Genomic DNA, 18,632 nt, shown 5'->3' with positions numbered 1-18,632 from the left:
TTTGCTTATAGATATAGGTATGACAAACAAAGTGGGTAGGTGTTTTGTTGTTATCGTAAATGCGCTTTTATTACGTAAGCGTTCAACAGAGAGAAGAAAAAATGATACCCGAAAAGCATGATTTGCATCATGAATTTCCTGAGTACCATGATCGGATTCATGAATTGAAAATCAGTGATGCGCATTTTTCTCGAATGTTTGAGGAATATCATGATGTAAACCGGGAAGTACGTCGGATAGAGGAAGGTGTAGAGAATACATCCGACGAATACCTGGAAGATTTAAAAAAGAAACGTCTTTTATTAAAAGATTGCCTTTATAAAATGATTACGGAAACATAATTTGCAAAGACTGTAACGTATTGTAAAATAAATTTTCGTTCATCCGTGAATGTGTTTACAGCTAAACCCTTGCTAGGGGAACAGGATGACACCTACCTAGGGAGTACTGGATGTTGCCTTTACAACAAAAACGAGAAAATCGCCGCTTTTTATCTCGGATAACCTGCGTTAAATCCTGGATAGCTTCTAAAAAACCTTTATCTAAATGTTTATAAAGATCTAATGGATGCTTAATGGATGTGGATATTTTAACCGTTTATAAAAGGGAGGAGGTATGGCAGAATATTTAACCAAGTCAGCTGCACGCAATATTTTCTATGGCGGTTCAATCTTCTTTCTGGTGGTTTTCACGGCTTTAACGGTACACAGCCATTACTATATCAAAAATGTTTCTACGGATGAGTCAACCCTGACTGAAGCGGTTGCCCGAGGAAAACATATCTGGGAACGGCATTCCTGCATTAATTGCCATACGCTGCTCGGTGAAGGCGCTTATTTTGCGCCTGAGTTGGGAAATGTGTGGGTTCGCTATGGTGGGCGCGACAACGCAGCGGGCGCGCGTATGGGGTTAAAAGCCTGGATGCGCGCGCAGCCGACAGGCGTGCAGGGTCGCCGTCAAATGCCCCAATTCAATCTGACGGAACAAGAACTGGATGATTTAATTGACTTTCTTGAATGGACAAGTCGTATTGATACGTTGGGGTGGCCGCCTAACGATGCCGGTTAATTACTCGAGATATTTGCAAAAGTTTGCCCACGGAGATTCATAAATGAAATATCAAACCCAGAAGCTTGCCTATCCCTATTTCGCCGCTGCACTTGCTTTATTCCTGGTACAGGTATTGGCTGGCGTGCTGGCCGGCGCCGTATATGTTTTTCCGAACTTTCTATCGGAAACCGTACCTTTTCATATCATTCGAATGATACATACCAATGCACTTCTGGTGTGGCTCCTGCTGGGTTATTTTGGCGCCAGTTACTTTCTGATTCCCGAAGAAAGTGAATGCGAAATTCACAGTCCAAAACTGGCCTGGTTGCAACTGGGTATTTTTGTATTCGCCGCTCTGTCCGCAGTGGTCGGCTATCTTTTTGGCATCCATGAAGGCCGTGAATTTCTGGAACAGCCATTTTGGGTCAAGGTTCTGATGGCTGTCGCCTTCATAGTATTTATTTACAATGTCAGTATGACTGTTCTCAAAGGACGAAAAACTGTCGTTTCCATTGTCCTGCTGCTGGGTTTATGGGGTGCATTGATTTTTTTTCTGTTCGCCTTTTACAATCCTGACAATCTGGCATTAGACAAGCTGTACTGGTGGTGGGTCGTGCATGTCTGGGTGGAGGGTGTCTGGGAATTGATCATGGCGGCTATGCTGGCTTTTCTGCTGATTAAATTAACTGGTGTTGACCGTGAAGTTATCGAAAAATGGCTTTATGTCATTGTCGGCTTTTCACTTTTCAGCGGGCTACTTGGAACCGGTCATCACTATTATTGGATTGGCACGCCGGAATACTGGCACTGGATTGGCGCTTTTTTCTCGATTCTGGAAGTGGTTCCATTTTTCGCTATGGTCTTGTGGGCTTTTTATCTTGTCTATCGAAGCGGGCGCGACCATCCGAATAAAGCGGCGATGCTCTGGAGTCTGGGTTGTCCGATAATGGCTTTCTTCGGCGCCGGGGTGCTGGGTCTCATGCACAGTTTTCCATCGATCAATTTCTATACGCATGGCACCCAGTTGACGGCTGCGCATGGCCACCTGGCTTTTTACGGCGCTTATGTGATGCTGAATCTGGCTTTCTTCACATATGCCCTGCCTGCACTTCGGGGAGTACAGCCATTCAATCAAATTCTGAATATGTGGAGTTTCTGGTTGATGACTGGTGCTATGGTATTCATGACTTTCACACTTGCGTTTGCAGGTGTTTTGCAGACACACCTTCAGCGTGTGCTCGGTATGGGCTTTATGCAAATCCAGTCACAAATTGAATTGTTTTACTGGTTCCGGCTGGGTTCGGGTGTGTTTTTTGTATTGGGTGCAATACTGTTCATTTATTCGGCGCTTGGACCTGTCAAGGAACAGGTAACAACGACTTCAAAGTATTCATAATAGCAGTCGCAATTTTGACAACGAATTCGTCCCAGTTTCAACAGGAATCGACAGCGTCGTCCATGCTGGCGGAAATGCCATTCTATAGACCGGTTGGTAATGAATGTATTTTATTCGAGATGACTTATCGTCAACGGCTTCCTTTACTGATCAAAGGGCCAACCGGTTGTGGCAAAACCCGATTTATATCCCATATGGCAGCCCGGCTGGGGCGTTCGTTGCATACCGTCTCTTGCCACGACGACTTGACTGCGGCAGACCTGACAGGGCGTTATCTACTTAAAGGTGGCGAGACTGTATGGATGGATGGCCCATTGACGCGTGCTGTGCGCGAGGGTGGTATTTGTTATCTGGATGAGGTTGTGGAAGCACGCAAAGATGTGACGGTGGTGCTTCATCCTTTAACGGATGACCGTCGGATTCTGCCGCTCGAACGTACCGGAGAAATTTTGCAAGCACCAGACGAATTCATGCTGGTGGTGTCTTATAATCCGGGCTATCAGAATATTCTCAAGTCACTAAAACCCAGCACGCGCCAGCGTTTTGTATCCATCAGTTTTGACTTTCCACCAGCTGAAACGGAAGTTGAAATTATAGCAGCTGAAAGCGGTTTGCCTGTGAAACAGTGCATTCCTCTGGTAAATCTTGCGAAACGACTGCGGGAACTGAAAGAAATTGATCTGGAGGAAGTCGTATCAACCCGTCTGCTTGTCTATTGCGCTATTCTTATGAAGAGTGGGTTAGATCCTTTTCAGGCAGCTGAAACAGCACTGGTGGAACCACTATGTGATGATGTTGATGTCAAGCAAGGCCTATTGGAACTGATACGCGCGACTTACGGTTAATCAAAGTGAGTCTATGGGAATTTGTCGAGCTGGAAGAGCAAATTGGCCGTTACTGGCATCGGCTTGTTGGCAAGGCGGATAGCTATCCCTATTATCATGACGCTGCTATAACGCTGGATTCGGTTCGCACTTCTCTGGGCGTTTTCTTTAGAGGCCTTGGCGGTGCAGCCGGAGTAGCGTTGGCGGCGGGAACACCACAATCATCAGGGCACCGACTGAGACTATGGCAACGGTTGGGTATGGAACAGGAGTCGATGTCGCCTATCGAATGCAATGCCGAGCGTATGTTGTTACCGGCAGTGATTGCTTTTTTTCCCTCAGCTATTCTAAACCGGCGGCTTTATTTCTGGCTGGCCGCATTTTTTGCCTTAGCTGAAGATTCATCTGAAGAACCGTCAGATGATCCATTGCGAACCGATCTTGCATTTCTACATAACGCTTACTGGAACTGTATTAAAATATGCGGCGATTACCCCGGTCTTGCTCAGGATTATCAAAAACTCTGTACAGCGTTCCGCAAACAGCGGCCAGACCGATCACACGCTCTTTCTGAACAGGAGCAGGCTGTCGAAACTGTGATTCAGGCAATATTGGGTAAAACTTGCCCCGATTCTTCTTTAGGTGCAGTTTTTTTACGGGCTATCACGCTGCCCGTAGCCGATTTCAAACGCTGGCGGGCTGCCAATAACTACCGTACTTTTCTACCCGTTCCGTTGTGGGGGAAAATCCATCCGCATAAAGTATCACCAGGCGAGAAGCCAGACGCCTCTGAACCGGGTGATACCCTTAGCGGCCAGGACAGCGAAGATACACGCAAAAAAAAGAGCCGAAGGGAAAAATTTGAACAAAGTGAGCGGAATGATCCACTGCTATTGAATCGTTTTGAAAAGCTCATCAGCTGGTCTGAAATGGTCAATGTCAATCGTGCCGTGCAGGATGACGATGAGGATGCCGCCAAAGATGTCGCTGAAGCGATTGAAGAAATAGCGCTGAGTCCGCATCAACGCCGTGCTGCGACTAAACTTAAATTTGATCTGGATCTTGCCCCGGATGATGTTAATCCGGCTGTATTGATTTCTGAACTTGCATACCCGGAATGGGACTATCGGCGTAAAGACTACCTTCCCCGGCAGTGTCGGGTGATTTTCCAGAATGCCGAAGAAGAAAAAGCGCTATGGGTGCCCGACCTTCAGGCCAGACGTCGCTTTCGTAAAATCCAGCGCCAGTTTGAAGCACTGCGGCCAAAACGCGAGATTTTACACTATCAGCTGGATGGCATTGAACTGGATATGGACGCGCTGGTGCGTGCACAATGTGATTATATCGCTAACGGAAACAGTTCTGATCAGGTCTATTTAAAGACGCATCATCAGGCGCGCGACCTTGCTGTAGCCATACTGGTGGATGTTTCATTGTCTACCGATAGCTGGGTTAACCGCCGGCGTATTCTTGATGTTGAGAAAGAAGCCCTGGTAACACTGGCCTCCGGCCTGGCCACATGCCAGGATGCATTTGCCATTTACACCTTCACTTCACGCAAAAGGCACTATGTGCGTATTGCCACTGTAAAAGATTTTAACGATATTTTCAATAACCAGGTATTGCGACGCATTGCTGCGCTGCGTCCCGGCTACTACACTCGAATGGGTGCAGCTTTGCGTCATACCCGGCAACTTTTGGAAAAGCGCCCGGAACGGAATCGCCTGATACTTCTGTTAAGCGATGGTAAACCCAATGATCTGGATTATTATGAAGGCCGTTACGGTATTGAAGATACTCGACAGGCCATACTGGAGGCCCGCAGAGCAGGTTTTTCGGTTTTCGGGATTACCATAGACCGCAAGGCACAGGATTATTTTCCCTACTTATTTGGAAGGGGTGGCTATGCTATCGTGGGCCAGCCCGACCGTCTCTCTGATGTACTTCCGAAAATCTATCAGCAGCTGGTTGGATGATCGTGGTAATGGCAACCAGCATGCAATATAGTTATAACACTTGCGTGCGCGCGCGAGTAAGCAATTAGAAAACTATAGGCATTGAGTGTGATATGATTATAATGTGATACTATAACAAACATTGTTTTAAATCATATGGTTATACTATTAATCATTGCCAAATGTATTTATTGCAAGATTAAATCACATTAACGCAAAGAAAATACTGTTACATCGGTATGTTCCGAAGATGATGGCAAGTCTGACGAATTTGTTTTTCAAATTCATAAATAGTAATATTAATCAATGTATTCACTTGGAGGAAATAATATGAAAAAGTTTTTCTATATGCTTCTGATAACCACAACACTTTTAATTTTCGGTTGCGATAACGCCAAAGAAACCGCAGATCAGGTGGCTGATGATGTGAGCGAATTCACTTCAGAAGCAATAGAGGCTACTAAAGAGGCAGCCTCGGACGCTGCTGAATTTGTTTCAGATACAGCAGAATCAGCAGCCGACGCAATCTCGGATGCTGTTGACGATACCCAGGAATCGACTTCCGAAACATATGATGCCGCTGCCGATGCTGCCGAGGATGCAACAGAATCAGCAACTGACACGATTTCAGATGCTGTTGAAGAGGTACAGGAATCGGCTTCTGATGCATATGATACGACTGCGGACGCCGTATCTGAACTTGGTGAGAGCGCAGAGGAAACAGGTGAAGAAGCGATGGAAGCTATTGAAGATGAAGATACAAAATAATTAAATCGGAAACTGACAATAGCATGCAGGCTGAAAAAGCTTGCGAATATCAAAATAACAAACGAAAGGCTGAAATGTCCTTTCGTTTGTTAAGCGGCCTATCCAGATCGCCCTTTTCTCGGATATCCGCCTGACAGGTTTTTGAGAAACTGTCTGTGTTGCCGTCGTAGCTTAAAAAGATCGCATTAAGAACATGTTATAGAAAGTGCATATTTTAGGCACTAAAGTTTTATATTATTTGAGTCCAAAAATATGCTGCACAAAACCTTCTTTCATATCAAATAATTGATCCTTAAATTTTGTGATAGTAAAGTGACTTGTGCCGTGCAGTAAAAATAAAAAATTTTGTTATCACAAGAGCCATGTTTTTTTCAATAAAGTTAAAGTGTCAGCTACGCTGGATGCGCTTAACGATCATACTCTCCAGTTTATTTCTGACAGCCTGCGCCATGGGCCCGGACTATCGGCGTCCATCAATTGAAACGCACACACAGTTTCGAATGACTCAGGCTGAAGGCGCATCAATCGCCAATTTGCCCTGGTGGCAATTCCTTCAGGACGAAACACTGCATAAACTGATTATCGAGGCTTTGGTAGATAATCGGGACCTCAAACAAGCGGCTGCCAGTGTTGAAGAACTTCAGGCGCGTTTAAATACCGTACGTATGGATTTTCTTCCTAACATTGAAGGCGACGCTAATGCGCCCTTTTTTGGCACTCTCGGTGGGTTTGCACGACCCGGATTTCCAACAGGTTTTAACTACTTTGGCCAATCAACGATGAATTGGGAGGTGGATGTCTGGGGCAGAGTCCGGCGTGCCAACGAAGCAGCGCGTGCCGATTTGCTTGCGCGTGAAGAAAATCGCCGCGCAATCATCCTGATGCTGATCAGCGCGGTTGCGCAGTCCTATTTTGATCTGCTGCAATTTGATATGCAACAGAAAATCGCCCTACGCGCTTTGTCTTCATGGCAAGAGTCGGTAGACATATCTCGTGCGCAGCTGGAACATGGCCTTATCTCACGTCTTGATCTGGATCAGTTTGAAGCCGAACGTGCTAATGCTGCTGCACGTGTGGCTGAATTTGAAAGATTGATCGTACAGAAAGAAAACGAACTGAATGTGCTGATCGGCAAAAATCCGGCACCGATTTTACGTCATCATACATTGGATGAACAGCAGATGCCACTTGAGATTCCTGCCGGACTACCATCTGAACTGCTGCAGCGTCGGCCCGATATTTTACAGGCTGAACAAACTTTGTCGGCTGCAACTGCACGGATCGGTATGACAAAAGCCATGCGGTTTCCCAGATTCTCGATCACCGGGTTTCTGGGCGTGGCCAGTCCGGCATTGTCGAATTTATTGCTTTCTGATACTGATTTTGGTGCGGGTGGCGTGGGTCTGGCAGGCCCTTTGTTTAATGCACAAAGCCTGGGGTTCGAGCAGCGGGCGGCTGAGGCGCAGGCCAGACAAGCGCTGGCAAACTATGAACAAACGATTCTGGTGGCATTCAGGGAAGTCGAAGATGCCTTGATTGCAATTCGCACTTCTCGAGATCAGCGAGAAGCCAAACGGGTGCAGGTAGAAGCATTGCGTTCAGCGCTACATGTGGCGGATTTGCGATACATGGGTGGAATTACCAGTTATGTAGACGTTCTGCTGGCTAAACGCAATCTGTTTGAAGCTGAATTTTCACTCACTGAAACGCATCGCTTACATCTGGTGTCGATTGTCCAGTTATACAGAGCCCTGGGAGGCGGGTGGAACCCTGATGATGAATAACATTAATTTTTTTCTCAGAAATTTTTTTGCTGTTTTCGGTTTTTCAAGGCATGAATAATGGACAACAAATATGATTGACCTCGGTATGTTACAAATACAATTATGCGGCAATCGAATAAAAACATTTATTCGGATTGCGTTGGTCGGGTTATGCCTGATGCTGGTTAATGGCTGTTCTACAGACGAATCGACTGATGCATCCATTCCCCCACCGGAGGTTGAAGTCGCTACAGTGACAGCAAGAACGGTGCCTGATGAACCCGAATTTATCGGGCAAACTGAGGCTTTTCGTCCGGTGGAGATCCGGTCGCAGGTTTCCGGGATTATTAAAGAGGTTTATTTTACAGAAGGGCGGAATGTAAAGAAAGATGACAAGCTGTATCTCGTCGATCCCGTGCCTTTTAATGCCATTTATCAGGCCATGAAGGCGAAAGTAGCGCAACACAAAGCGCGTCTGGTTCAGGTCAAGCAGAATCTGGCGCGGGTGCGGCCGCTGCTTGAGCAACAAGCCGTGAGCCAGAAAGATGTCGATGATGCGGTAGCGGACGTTTTAAGCGAAGAAGCTGCTTTGGACGCGGCTCAGAATGATTTAGTCAAGGCAAAATTTGATCTGGACAATACATTGATTTATGCGCCCGTAAAAGGCCGCATTGGCCGTAGCCGCTACTATGAAGGACAGTTAATTTCTGCGCAAACCACTCTTTTAACTACGATAGATCAACTGGACCCGATGTATGTCACTGTGAATGTGCCTGAAAGTTATCTGCTTCGCCGCAGACGCGAGCTCGCTGAAGATACGGTTCAACGGCCTGACATTTTTCAATTACATGGCGTGATGACTTTTTCGGACGGCAGTGTTTATCCGGAGGAGGGGATGCTGGATTTTGCAGCTGTCACGTTGAGTCCCGAAACAGGTACGTTACAAGGGCGGTTTAGGTTTCCTAATCCAGAAGGTGATCTTTCTCCTGGACAGTCGTACTTTTTCCCCGGGCAATTCGTCAAAGTCCGCCTTAAGGGCATTATCCGCCCCAATGCGATTCTGATTCCACAACGTGCTGTTCAGCAAAGTCCTGCTGGATCATTTGTTTATGTGGTTGATGAAGAAGATAAAGTTGAATTTCGTTCGGTAAAGGCCAGCACATGGTATGGTGATGAATGGTTGATTGAAAGCGGCCTTCATTCGGGGGAACGTGTAGTTGTGGAGGGTTTTCACCGGATTCAACCGGGAAAACAGGTTACTGTCACTTCAAAAGAAGGGATTGTATCTTCAACTAGTCTTCCGAACAAATAACTTCCGCAGAAAATACCATGAGCCCTCATTTCTTTATTAACCGGCCTATTTTTGCATCGGTGATGTCTATCCTTATTGTGGTTGTAGGTTTGGTGTCGTTGCGCAGCTTACCGGTAGCGCAATTTCCACAAATCACGCCGCCCATGGTGCAAATTGAAGCGGATTATCCCGGGGCCAGCGCTGAAATTGTCGCAGAAGCTGTGGCACGTCCGATTGAGGTGCAACTGCCAGGTATTGATAATCTGCTTTACTATGAATCCACCAGTACGAATGATGGGCATATGACGATGCGGCTCACATTCGAGATCGGTACCGACATAGATATTGCTCAGGTACAGACACAGAACCGGCAGCGGCTTGCCGAACCGCAATTGCCGGATGAAGTGATTCGCCAAGGCATTACGGTTAAAAAAATGTCGCCCGATTTGCTGGCGGTGATCGCATTAAGTTCCAGCGACCCCAGGCATGATCCTGTTTTTCTTTCCAACTATGCACAGATTCAGGTGCTCGACAATATCAAGCGACTCCCAGGTGTTGGCGATGCGATTATCTTTGGTTCGCAAAATTATGCCATGCGATTGATTCTCGACCCCATGCGTATGGCGCAGCTTAATATCACACCTAGCGAGATTGCGGCTGTCGTGCGTGAGCAGAATCGTGATTTTCCAGCAGGAAGGATCGGTCGGGAGCCTTCTCCAGAAGGCACGGAGTTGACCATTCCTGTAATAACACATGGCAGGATGAGCGAGGTCAGTGAATTCGAAGACATGATTATCCGGGCTAATCCCGATGGCTCTATGGTGCGGATGCGGGATGTGGCACAGGTTGAACTGGGTGCCCAGTCCTATGACCTTGAAGGGCGGTGGAATGGAAAAACCAATACTTTTTTGTTGACGTTTCTATCTCCGGGCGCTAATGCGCTCGACACCGTTAAACGAATACGTCAGGAAATAAATCACCTGGCTGACAATTTTCCGGCAGGTGTCTCGTACGATATTCCCTATGACACCACTCAATTTATTGAAGTTTCAATTCGTGAAGTTGTAAAAACACTTGCTGAAGCGACTTTGCTAGTAATTTTGGTGGTTTTTCTATTTTTGCAAAGTTGGCGGGCAACGCTCATACCGGCTGTTGCTGTTCCTATTTCACTGATAGGAACTTTGGCGGGCATGGCGGCATTGGGGTTTTCAATTAATACATTGACCTTGTTTGGCATGGTGCTGGCCATCGGTATTGTGGTGGATGACGCGATTATTGTAGTGGAGAATGTCGAACGGCACATGTCACAGGGTGGTCTTTCGCCCAGAGACGCCGCGATCAGAGCTCTGAGTGAAGTAACCGGGGCAGTGATCGCAAGCGTTTTGGTACTGGCTGCTGTATTTGTGCCCGTCACGTTTTTAGGCGGTATTACCGGTGAATTATACAAGCAATTTGCGATTACGATTGCGCTGTCTGTCGCTATCTCCGGATTTGTGGCGCTGACATTGAGTCCTGCGCTCTGTGCGCTGGTTCTCAAACCCAGTCACAGCGGACCGAGGGGATTCTGGAAAGTTTTTAATCGCATGTTTGATTGGATACAAAAACGGTATGTTGGCGCTGTTGGCATTATCCTCAAACGGTCCGTAATTGCTTTGGCCGTTTTCGGTGTGTTGTTCGTTGTTATTTTGGGATTGTTCAAAACAATACCGGGAAGTTTCCTTCCAGAAGAAGATCAGGGTTATTTTATTACCATCGTTCAATTGCCTGAGGGCGCATCCAAGGCCAGGACTATAAAAGTTTTAGAAGAAATAGAGAATTACTTTCTATCAATTCCATCAGTCCATTCAACAGATGCTTTAGCTGGTCAAAATTTTGTATTCAATACCCGGGGAACGAATCAAGCAACGATGTTTGTACCATTAAATCACTGGGATGGCCGGCGAAACCCGGACCAGCAGGTGCCCGGACTTATTGCAGCGGCATTTGAAAAGTTTGCCGAGATTCCTGAGGCCTTGATTCTGGCGTTTAATGCGCCTTCTATTCAGGGCTTGGGTTCTACTGGGGGATTCTCACTCCAACTGCAGGATCCAAGCGGGGGTGACTTTGCTCAATTCGCAGATGCTGCGCAGGCATTTGCGGCCAGGGCTACAGAACATCCGGCAATCGCTGCAGCCAGCACCAATTTTCGCGTCAGTACGCCCCGGCTTTTCGCTCAGGTAGATCGAGAGCGGGCTAAAGCGCTGGGTGTACCTATTTCAGAAGTTTTCGATACCATGCAGGCATATTTCGGAAATCTGTATATCAACGATTTTGTAAAATTTGGCCGCGTCTACCGTGTGCAGACGGAAGCTCTGCCGGAATATCGATCCAGACCCGAAGATATCAGCAAGCTTTATGTGCGCGCTCAGAATGGCGCGGAACAGACAATGATTCCTCTGGATTCTGTCGTTTCCACCGAATTTAGCAGCAGCCCCGATCCGGTGACGCACTTCAACGGGTTTAATACCGCCCTCGTGTTGGGGGCCGCCACACCTGGTTATAGCTCAGGGCAGGCTATAGAAGCACTGGAGCAGATAGCGAGTGAAATTCTTATTCCTCGCGGCTATGCAATTGATTGGAGCGGAATTTCTTTCCAGGAGAAGAAAGCCGGAGGACAATCGATTCTGGTTTTTGCTTTTGCACTGCTCATGGTGTTTCTGGTATTAGCGGCATTATATGAAAGCTGGTCGATTCCTTTCGCAGTTATTCTTGCGATTCCTTTTGGTGTCTTAGGTGCACTTCTGGCTATCTGGACACGTGGATTAACCAATGATATTTATTTCCAAATCGGACTGATAACACTCGTTGGACTGGCGGCAAAGAATGCGATTTTAATCGTTGAGTTTGCCAGCCAACGATATGCCGCCGGAAAGTCACTTAGTGAAGCAGCGCTTGAAGCTGCGCAGCTGCGTTTCCGGCCGATCATTATGACATCAATGGCATTTATTTTAGGCGTGTTACCGCTTGTTTTAGCATCCGGCGCAGGTGCTGCCAGTCGTCATTCAATTGGAACGGGGGTATTTGGGGGTATGCTGGCGGCCACATTTCTCGCTATTCTCTTCGTGCCGCTTTTTTTCGTGTTAATTGGTAAGCTTTCACGAAAGACGCCGTAATGTAGCGTAAATTTAAAACAGGCACTGCAATAATGCCGGTTATCAATATTTTTGAAGCACTACCTTGAATGATTGATTGGTGGTATTTGAATTATTGAGTAAAAATTAGGCAACCATGATTTGGTAATCGTATTCTCGTATGCCTATCGTTTTTCTGATTCACGAAGTTGTTTTTTTGCCCTAGAATAGGCGGCGGCTTTTTCAGTTAAAAGTGATGAGATTTAGTAAAAATACAATGAAAAGAAAATTTTTTGCGGTACTTCTGATCGGTTTTATAAGTTTATGTACGCCCGTGCTGGCAGATTGGGTGTTGATTAACTCTGATTCAAATAAGAGCGTGGCACATTATTTTGATCCGACAACTGTCCGCAAGAGTGGTGAACACCACAAAAAAGTATGGGTTTTGTCCAGTTATGATGAGAAGCAAAAAGGTGGATACCGGTCTTTGAAAACTTTTTATGAATTCGATTGTGAAGCAGAGCGTGCGCGATCTTATACAATGCTGCTTTATTCCGGTGTCATGGCAACCGGCAACACGGTTGGTGCACATCACGATGAATTAAAAGAATGGTTCATATACCCCGCCAGCTCATTTTTTAAGCGTATTTCAGCAACGATTTGCACTCACTGAATTTTACCGGCTTTTGCACGATGTGGAGATTTCGAAAACAGCGCATCCGAAAATGCGTAAAAAGATGCCGGGTAATTTGTATTAACGACGGGAGATTTACGTGGTAAAAAAACAATTTTTGAATTTGTTGGTTCTTACCGCTTTGCTGCCCTTGTTATCGGGTTGCTGGATGGCTGCCGCCGCGGGCGCAGGTGCGTATGGCGGTTATAAAATGAAGGAAAAGGGCTACATAGTCCAAAACCCTATCACTAAAGAAAAAAAATCAAATAAAAATACAGAGTAACTTTTTAAAGTTTTTCTATTTTTTCTTTTCTTTCTACTTTGCTGTCTGAGTCTGTTTGTGCATTTTCTTTACTGCTGAAGCTTTCAATAATGAGTAGGGCGGCACCAACAAAAATGGCAGAGTCGGCAATGTTGAATGCGGGCCAATGATAATCACCGACATAAAAATCCAGAAAATCAACTACATGCCCAAGTGTTATACGATCCCAGAGATTTCCGATAGCGCCGCCCAGTATGAAACTGAGGGATAAACAAAATAGCTTCTCTGTTTTGTATTTAATCAGCAGATAAATAATGACGATGGATGCGCCCGCGGCTATTGCGCTTAACAACCAGCGTTGCCAGCCAGAGGCTTCACTCAGAAAACTGAAAGCAGCACCGGCGTTGTAAGTCAAAACAAGATTAAAAAACCCTGTAACGGGAATCTGCTGTCCATAGACCATAGTTGATTCCACCCAGTATTTGGTTGCCAGGTCCAGTGATAAAATGATCAGGGCGATACTTAACGAATAGTGTAATTTCATTTCAGTATATGCTTCCAGGAATTTTTTAAAGTCGTAAATTGTTACAAGTGCTTGCTATCATGACTAGGCATACTGTCTTTTTTCGCCGGTACCGTAGAGATTGGTAACACAACGTCCGCATATAGTGGGATGCTCGGCATGTTGACCCACATCATTGCGATAATGCCAGCAACGTTCACATTTTTGATGATTACTTGGTTTAACCCGTACGTCAATTGCTTGTGATTTATCGACCGGTATCAGACTGGACTCGGATGTGATCAATACAAATCTCAAGTCATCTTCAAGCGATTTGAGTAATGCTAAATCATCGCCACTTGCGCGGATTTCCACTGTAGCAGCCAGAGACGATCCAATTTCACCCTGTGCTCTGGAGTCTTCCAGTTTTTTAAGTACTTGAGAACGTAAGGTACGTATTTTTGACCAGCGTTCCAGTAATTGCTGAGAATCTGGTTGATCGGGAAATTGGTGCCATGTATGGAGTAGGATGCTATCTTCAGATTGAAACGCCAGGTGTTCCCATGCTTCTTCAGCGGTAAAGCTGAGAATAGGTGCAAATAAACGCGTCAGGCTATGTATGATGTGATAGAGCACGCTTTGTGCGGCGCGACGCGGTTTTCCGCTGGCAGCGGCTGTATAAAGACGATCTTTGATGATATCAAGATAAAATCCGCCCAGGTCTTCAGAGCAGAAATTATGTAGTTTATGTACAACCTGGTGAAATTCATACTGACCATAGATTTGCGTGAGATCTTGCTGGAAGGCCTGAGCATAAGCCAGCATATAACGATCAATTTCAAGCCAGTCTTCAATTGCCAGCATATCTTTTTCTGCATCGAAATCGACCAGATTAGCGAGTAAAAATCGTAAGGTGTTACGGATACGACGATAGCTTTCCACCACGCGTTTGAGAATTTCGTCGGAAATAGAGAGTTCGCCTGAATAATCGGTAGACGCGACCCATAAACGCAGAATATCAGCACCATAGGTGTCCATGACTTTTTGTGGTGCAATGACATTTCCTTTGGATTTACTCATTTTATGGCCATGGCCGTCTACGACAAAACCATGCGTAAGTAATGCCTTGTAAGGAGCACGACTATCAATGGCACAGCCCGTTAGCAGCGAGGATTGGAACCAGCCACGATGTTGATCGGAGCCTTCCAGGTATAAATCAGCCGGATGTTCCAGTAGGGCATTGGGTTTGACCACGGTGTCATGTGTTGTGCCTGAATCAAACCAGACATCAAGGGTATCAGAAAGTTTTTGATAATCTTTGGCTTCTTCTCCAAGCAGTTCGGTCTCGTCAAGTGAAAACCAGGCTTCTATGCCTTGCTGTTCGACTTTCTGGGCGACCTGCTCGAAAAGTTCCAAGGTGCGCGGATGTGGTTTGTACGTTTCTTTGTGCACAAATAACGCCATAGGAACACCCCAGTTACGCTGACGAGAAACACACCAGTCAGGGCGGTTTTTAATCATGGCTTCCAGGCGGGCTCTTCCCCATGCAGGATAGAAACGAGTTGTGTCAACGGCCTGCATAGCAAGATCGCGCAAAGTTGAGTGCTGTTCGGAAGCAGTGGTTTTTGGTTGCAGGTTCATACCGATAAACCACTGCGGCGTGGAGCGAAAAATAATCGGTGTTTTATGCCGCCAGCAATGTGGATAGCTGTGTTCGATTTTGTTCAGGCAAAGCAAATGGTTGCCTGTTTGTAACGCGTCGATGACGATATCATTCGCTTTCCAGACAAATAAATTTCCGACAAGCGGTTTATCCGCTGTAAATTTACCATTGCTATCAACCGGGCTTTCGTTGGGAAGATTATATTTTTGGCCGATAAAATAATCATCCAGACCATGCGCCGGTGCAGTATGTACCAGGCCGGTACCGGCTTCCAGAGTGACATGTTTGCCGCAAATAATTTTGACCGTACGATCTTCAAATGGATGCTGTAGGTATAAGTTTTCCAGTGCTATTCCCTTGCAATGACCTAATGTCGTACCTGTCAGAGCGTATCGTTCCAGACAGGCTTGTTTGAGTTCCGTTGCCAGTATCAGTAATCCTTGGTCAGTTTGGATGAGTTCATAATCAAAATCAGGATGCACACAAACCGCCTGGTTGGCTGGTAGTGTCCAAGGAGTGGTTGTCCAGATTACCGCCATGATACTGTTATTGGCCAGAATATCATCGCGATGAATACCAAAAATTGCTGTTAGTTGTTCACAGACGGCATTTGTATTTTTGTGTGCCACTTCAAAACCAACATCAATCGCCGGTGAAGTTTTGTTTTCATACTCGACTTCCGCTTCTGCCAAAGCGGAACCACAATCAATACACCAATTAACCGGTTTTTGCCCCTGATAGAGATAACCGTTTTGATAAATCTTTCCCAGTGCGCGAATGATGCCCGCTTCAGTCTCAAAATTCATGGTGAGATACGATTGATCCCAATCGCCCAGAACGCCCAAGCGGATAAAATCCGCTTTTTGGCGTGCTACTTGCTCTCCGGCAAAGGCGCGACAGAGCGCACGTACTTTGTCGGCGGATAGCTGCTTGCCATGTTTTTTCTCAATTTGATGTTCAATCGGCAGGCCGTGACAGTCCCAGCCGGGAATATAAGGCGCATCGAATCCCGCCAGTGTTTTGCTCTTAATAATGATGTCCTTAAGAATCTTATTGACGGCATGACCAATATGAATGTCGCCGTTTGCATAGGGTGGACCGTCATGTAGCGTGAATTTGGGGCGACCCTTGCTTACAGCGCGAATTTTTTGGTACAGGTTTTTTTTCTGCCACGATGCCAGCATCGTGGGTTCGCGTTTGGCAAGATTGCCACGCATGGGAAAAGGGGTGTCAAGCAAATTAAGTGTATTTTTATAATCTGTCATGAAAATGGTTGAAAACGTTGGGATGGGCACTAATCGAGATATTTCGGCACTCTAATGATATACGAATAAGCGTTATCTGTTGCTATTTTATGACATACTGTTGTTTTTTGTATGAATTTAACGGGCCCAAAGGGCATTCAAGAAGCACTGAAAATAATAATTTCTATCATACAATTGATTGAAAAAAGCTTTTTGCCTGTATGACATCTTTATGAATTTGACGAGCGAGCGTATCCAGATCGGGATATTTTTCTTCGTCACGGAGTTTATGGAGAAAATCCACCTGCAAGTGATAACCATAGATTGATCGGTCAAAATCAAACAAATGAACTTCCAATGTCGGTTTGCCGTTCTCATGTACGGTGGGTCTTACACCAAGACTCGCAACCCCTGGAAAAGCCAAAGATGGATTCGACTTGTTTGTGCCGTAAACGTTTACGACAAAAATACCAGATAAGGGTGGACGATTATGTTTGACGTGAATATTCGCGGTCGGAAAGCCGAGTTTTTTGCCTAATTTGTTACCGTTGATAACGCGTCCGCTCATACTGTATGGTCTGCCTAATAAGCGATGAGCCGTTCGTAAGTCGCCATCTTCAAGTGCTGTTCTGATACGGCTGCTTGACACACGTTGACCATCTATTAAAAAGCTCGGCATTTCTTCAACTTCAAAACCATGTTGCTTTGATAAAGCCCTTAACACGGTAACGTCTCCCGCTCGGCGTGCCCCGAAACGAAAATCATCGCCTATCAGCAACCATTGAACAGATAGTTCTTTTTGCAAAAGCCGCGAAATGAATTCTTCGGGACTGATTTTTGCGAAATCGTAGTTGAAGCGGTATACTCGTATACAATCAATATTTGATTTGGCTAGCTGTTCGAATTTTTCTCTTAAGCTGGTTAATCGAGTAGGTGCTTGATCTGGCGCGAAAAATTCGCGTGGATGCGGCTCGAAAGTCATGACACAAGCAGCTATTCCGAGTTTGTTTGCGGTGTTTCTCAAACGGATTAGTATAGCTTGGTGGCCTAAATGTACGCCATCAAAATTGCCTATAGTAAGTGCAATGGGCGTCCTATTATTTGGTGAAGATTTGCTTCGCCAGATTTGCATGTGAAGTTACCTGAAATTTAATAATTTTAGCTTGATTATGCCGAGTCGGTCTAGAATGCATGCAATCATGCCCTATAGGCATTTTATGATTATGGTTTTTTCCGACGTCGTTTTGTGTTGCTGCTTTTGTAATAGCAATCATTGCGGCAGTTTATTTACACTCATACTCGCGGAGAATTTATGAATAATTTATCAAGTAAAACAAAACAAGATTATGGATCTGACCCGGTATCCGTGCGTGAGACAGATCAGTATCGCGCTGAGTATGTTCACGCATTTGTTCAGAAATGGGATTCATTGATTGACTGGGATGCGCGTATTCAATCTGAAGGTTCTTTTTTTATTGATAAGCTTAAAGAAAGAGGTTGTCGACAAGTACTTGATGTCGCAACCGGAACCGGTTTTCATTCCGTGCGGTTGCTAGAAGCAGGATTTGAAGTGGTCAGTGCAGACGGTAGTGCTGAAATGCTTTCTAAGGCATTTGCCAATGCACGTTCCCGGGGCCATCTTTTACGTACCGTTCAAGCAGACTGGCGCTGGCTAAACCAGGATGTGCATCAAAAATTTGATGCAATTATTTGTTTGGGTAACTCGTTTACGCATTTGTTTAATGAGAATGACCGCCGCAAAACATTAGCTGAATTTTATGCGGCATTGCGTCATGATGGCGTTCTGATACTGGATCAGCGCAATTATGATGCGTTGCTGGATTATGGTTTTTCCAGTACCCATACCTATTATTATTGTGGGACAAATGTTTCGGTAAAACCGGTGCATGTTGACAAGGGCTTGGCGCGATTTGAATACAGTTTTTCCGATAATGATAAATTTTATTTGAATATGTTTCCGCTCAGAAAAAGCTATACAACGCGATTGATGCAAGAAGTCGGTTTTCAGAAGATAGAAACTTTCGGAGATTTTCAGGAAACTTATCGTGAAAGTGAACCTGATTTCTTTATTCATATTGCTGAGAAAGCCTATCAATCAACTGACGAGTAA

Annotated in this window: 15 protein-coding genes; 12 read left to right on the top strand and 3 right to left on the bottom strand. The window is 45.5% G+C overall.

Annotated features, from left to right (window positions below; translation table 11 throughout):
• The first annotated feature begins 101 nt into the window (after window positions 1-101).
• The 11 genes from C8R11_RS04795 (at window position 102) to C8R11_RS04745 (ending at window position 13,113) form a co-directional block, all read left to right on the top strand.
• Complete coding sequence (locus C8R11_RS04795; protein WP_107794854.1) at window positions 102-341, top strand: HP1242/YdcH family protein; 240 nt, start codon at window positions 102-104, stop codon at window positions 339-341.
• A 274-nt stretch (window positions 342-615) separates the two neighbouring features.
• Window positions 616-1,068 carry a c-type cytochrome gene (locus C8R11_RS04790; RefSeq protein ID WP_107794719.1) on the top strand — a complete coding sequence of 151 codons (453 nt, stop codon included), beginning with the start codon at window positions 616-618 and terminating at the stop codon, window positions 1,066-1,068.
• 43 nt (window positions 1,069-1,111) lie between these two features.
• Entirely contained in the window at window positions 1,112-2,446 is a 1,335-nt protein-coding gene (locus C8R11_RS04785; protein WP_107794718.1) for a cbb3-type cytochrome c oxidase subunit I, read from the top strand.
• 62 nt (window positions 2,447-2,508) lie between these two features.
• On the top strand, window positions 2,509-3,291 hold the full coding sequence (locus C8R11_RS04780) for a CbbQ/NirQ/NorQ/GpvN family protein (RefSeq protein WP_107794717.1): 783 nt from the start codon (window positions 2,509-2,511) through the stop codon (window positions 3,289-3,291).
• A gap of 5 nt (window positions 3,292-3,296) precedes the next feature.
• A complete protein-coding gene (locus C8R11_RS04775; protein WP_107794716.1) occupies window positions 3,297-5,246 on the top strand; it encodes a nitric oxide reductase activation protein NorD in 1,950 nt (649 codons plus the stop codon).
• Window positions 5,247-5,555: 309 nt separating this feature from the next.
• The gene (locus C8R11_RS04770; RefSeq protein ID WP_107794715.1) at window positions 5,556-5,993 is read left to right on the top strand and encodes a prolipoprotein diacylglyceryl transferase; all 438 of its coding nucleotides are present in this window, start codon (window positions 5,556-5,558) and stop codon (window positions 5,991-5,993) included.
• Between the two features lie 362 nt (window positions 5,994-6,355).
• Window positions 6,356-7,777, top strand: a complete 1,422-nt coding sequence (locus C8R11_RS04765) for an efflux transporter outer membrane subunit (protein ID WP_219908541.1) — start codon at window positions 6,356-6,358, stop codon at window positions 7,775-7,777.
• Window positions 7,778-7,847: 70 nt separating this feature from the next.
• A complete protein-coding gene (locus tag C8R11_RS04760) occupies window positions 7,848-9,068 on the top strand; it encodes an efflux RND transporter periplasmic adaptor subunit (protein ID WP_107794713.1) in 1,221 nt (406 codons plus the stop codon).
• Window positions 9,069-9,085: 17 nt separating this feature from the next.
• A complete protein-coding gene (locus tag C8R11_RS04755; RefSeq protein ID WP_107794712.1) occupies window positions 9,086-12,199 on the top strand; it encodes a multidrug efflux RND transporter permease subunit in 3,114 nt (1,037 codons plus the stop codon).
• Between the two features lie 235 nt (window positions 12,200-12,434).
• Complete coding sequence (locus C8R11_RS04750) at window positions 12,435-12,830, top strand: surface-adhesin E family protein (protein ID WP_107794711.1); 396 nt, start codon at window positions 12,435-12,437, stop codon at window positions 12,828-12,830.
• A gap of 100 nt (window positions 12,831-12,930) precedes the next feature.
• A complete protein-coding gene (locus C8R11_RS04745; protein WP_107794710.1) occupies window positions 12,931-13,113 on the top strand; it encodes a hypothetical protein in 183 nt (60 codons plus the stop codon).
• 4 nt (window positions 13,114-13,117) lie between these two features.
• Here C8R11_RS04745 and lspA read toward each other — a convergent pair whose 3' ends face one another.
• The 3 genes from lspA to C8R11_RS04730 form a co-directional block, all read right to left on the bottom strand.
• On the bottom strand, window positions 13,118-13,636 hold the full coding sequence (gene lspA, locus C8R11_RS04740; protein WP_107794709.1) for a signal peptidase II: 519 nt from the start codon (window positions 13,634-13,636) through the stop codon (window positions 13,118-13,120).
• Between the two features lie 63 nt (window positions 13,637-13,699).
• Entirely contained in the window at window positions 13,700-16,522 is a 2,823-nt protein-coding gene (ileS, locus tag C8R11_RS04735; RefSeq protein ID WP_107794708.1) for an isoleucine--tRNA ligase, read from the bottom strand.
• 166 nt (window positions 16,523-16,688) lie between these two features.
• Window positions 16,689-17,633, bottom strand: coding sequence for a bifunctional riboflavin kinase/FAD synthetase (locus C8R11_RS04730; protein WP_107794707.1), 945 nt, complete (start codon window positions 17,631-17,633; stop codon window positions 16,689-16,691).
• A 180-nt stretch (window positions 17,634-17,813) separates the two neighbouring features.
• Here C8R11_RS04730 and C8R11_RS04725 point away from each other — a divergent pair, with 180 nt between their 5' ends.
• Complete coding sequence (locus C8R11_RS04725) at window positions 17,814-18,632, top strand: glycine/sarcosine N-methyltransferase (protein WP_107794706.1); 819 nt, start codon at window positions 17,814-17,816, stop codon at window positions 18,630-18,632.

Source organism: Nitrosomonas aestuarii, assembly GCF_003046585.1.
Lineage (GTDB): Bacteria > Pseudomonadota > Gammaproteobacteria > Burkholderiales > Nitrosomonadaceae > Nitrosomonas > Nitrosomonas aestuarii.
Note: the sequence above shows the minus strand (reverse complement) of the source record. Positions and strands in the feature narration are given on the sequence as shown.

Excerpts from the sequence above, each read along its gene's own strand:
- C8R11_RS04770 (WP_107794715.1), top strand. The coding sequence starts at position 5,556 with ATGAAAAAGTTTTTCTATATGCTTCTGATAACCACAACACTTTTAATT.
- C8R11_RS04765 (WP_219908541.1), top strand. The coding sequence starts at position 6,356 with ATGTTTTTTTCAATAAAGTTAAAGTGTCAGCTACGCTGGATGCGCTTA.
- C8R11_RS04760 (WP_107794713.1), top strand. The coding sequence starts at position 7,848 with ATGATTGACCTCGGTATGTTACAAATACAATTATGCGGCAATCGAATA.
- C8R11_RS04780 (WP_107794717.1), top strand. The coding sequence starts at position 2,509 with ATGCTGGCGGAAATGCCATTCTATAGACCGGTTGGTAATGAATGTATT.
- C8R11_RS04790 (WP_107794719.1), top strand. The coding sequence starts at position 616 with ATGGCAGAATATTTAACCAAGTCAGCTGCACGCAATATTTTCTATGGC.
- C8R11_RS04725 (WP_107794706.1), top strand. The coding sequence starts at position 17,814 with ATGAATAATTTATCAAGTAAAACAAAACAAGATTATGGATCTGACCCG.
- C8R11_RS04785 (WP_107794718.1), top strand. The coding sequence starts at position 1,112 with ATGAAATATCAAACCCAGAAGCTTGCCTATCCCTATTTCGCCGCTGCA.
- C8R11_RS04730 (WP_107794707.1), bottom strand. The coding sequence starts at position 17,633 with ATGCAAATCTGGCGAAGCAAATCTTCACCAAATAATAGGACGCCCATT.
- lspA (WP_107794709.1), bottom strand. The coding sequence starts at position 13,636 with ATGAAATTACACTATTCGTTAAGTATCGCCCTGATCATTTTATCACTG.
- C8R11_RS04755 (WP_107794712.1), top strand. The coding sequence starts at position 9,086 with ATGAGCCCTCATTTCTTTATTAACCGGCCTATTTTTGCATCGGTGATG.
- ileS (WP_107794708.1), bottom strand. The coding sequence starts at position 16,522 with ATGACAGATTATAAAAATACACTTAATTTGCTTGACACCCCTTTTCCC.
- C8R11_RS04750 (WP_107794711.1), top strand. The coding sequence starts at position 12,435 with ATGAAAAGAAAATTTTTTGCGGTACTTCTGATCGGTTTTATAAGTTTA.
- C8R11_RS04795 (WP_107794854.1), top strand. The coding sequence starts at position 102 with ATGATACCCGAAAAGCATGATTTGCATCATGAATTTCCTGAGTACCAT.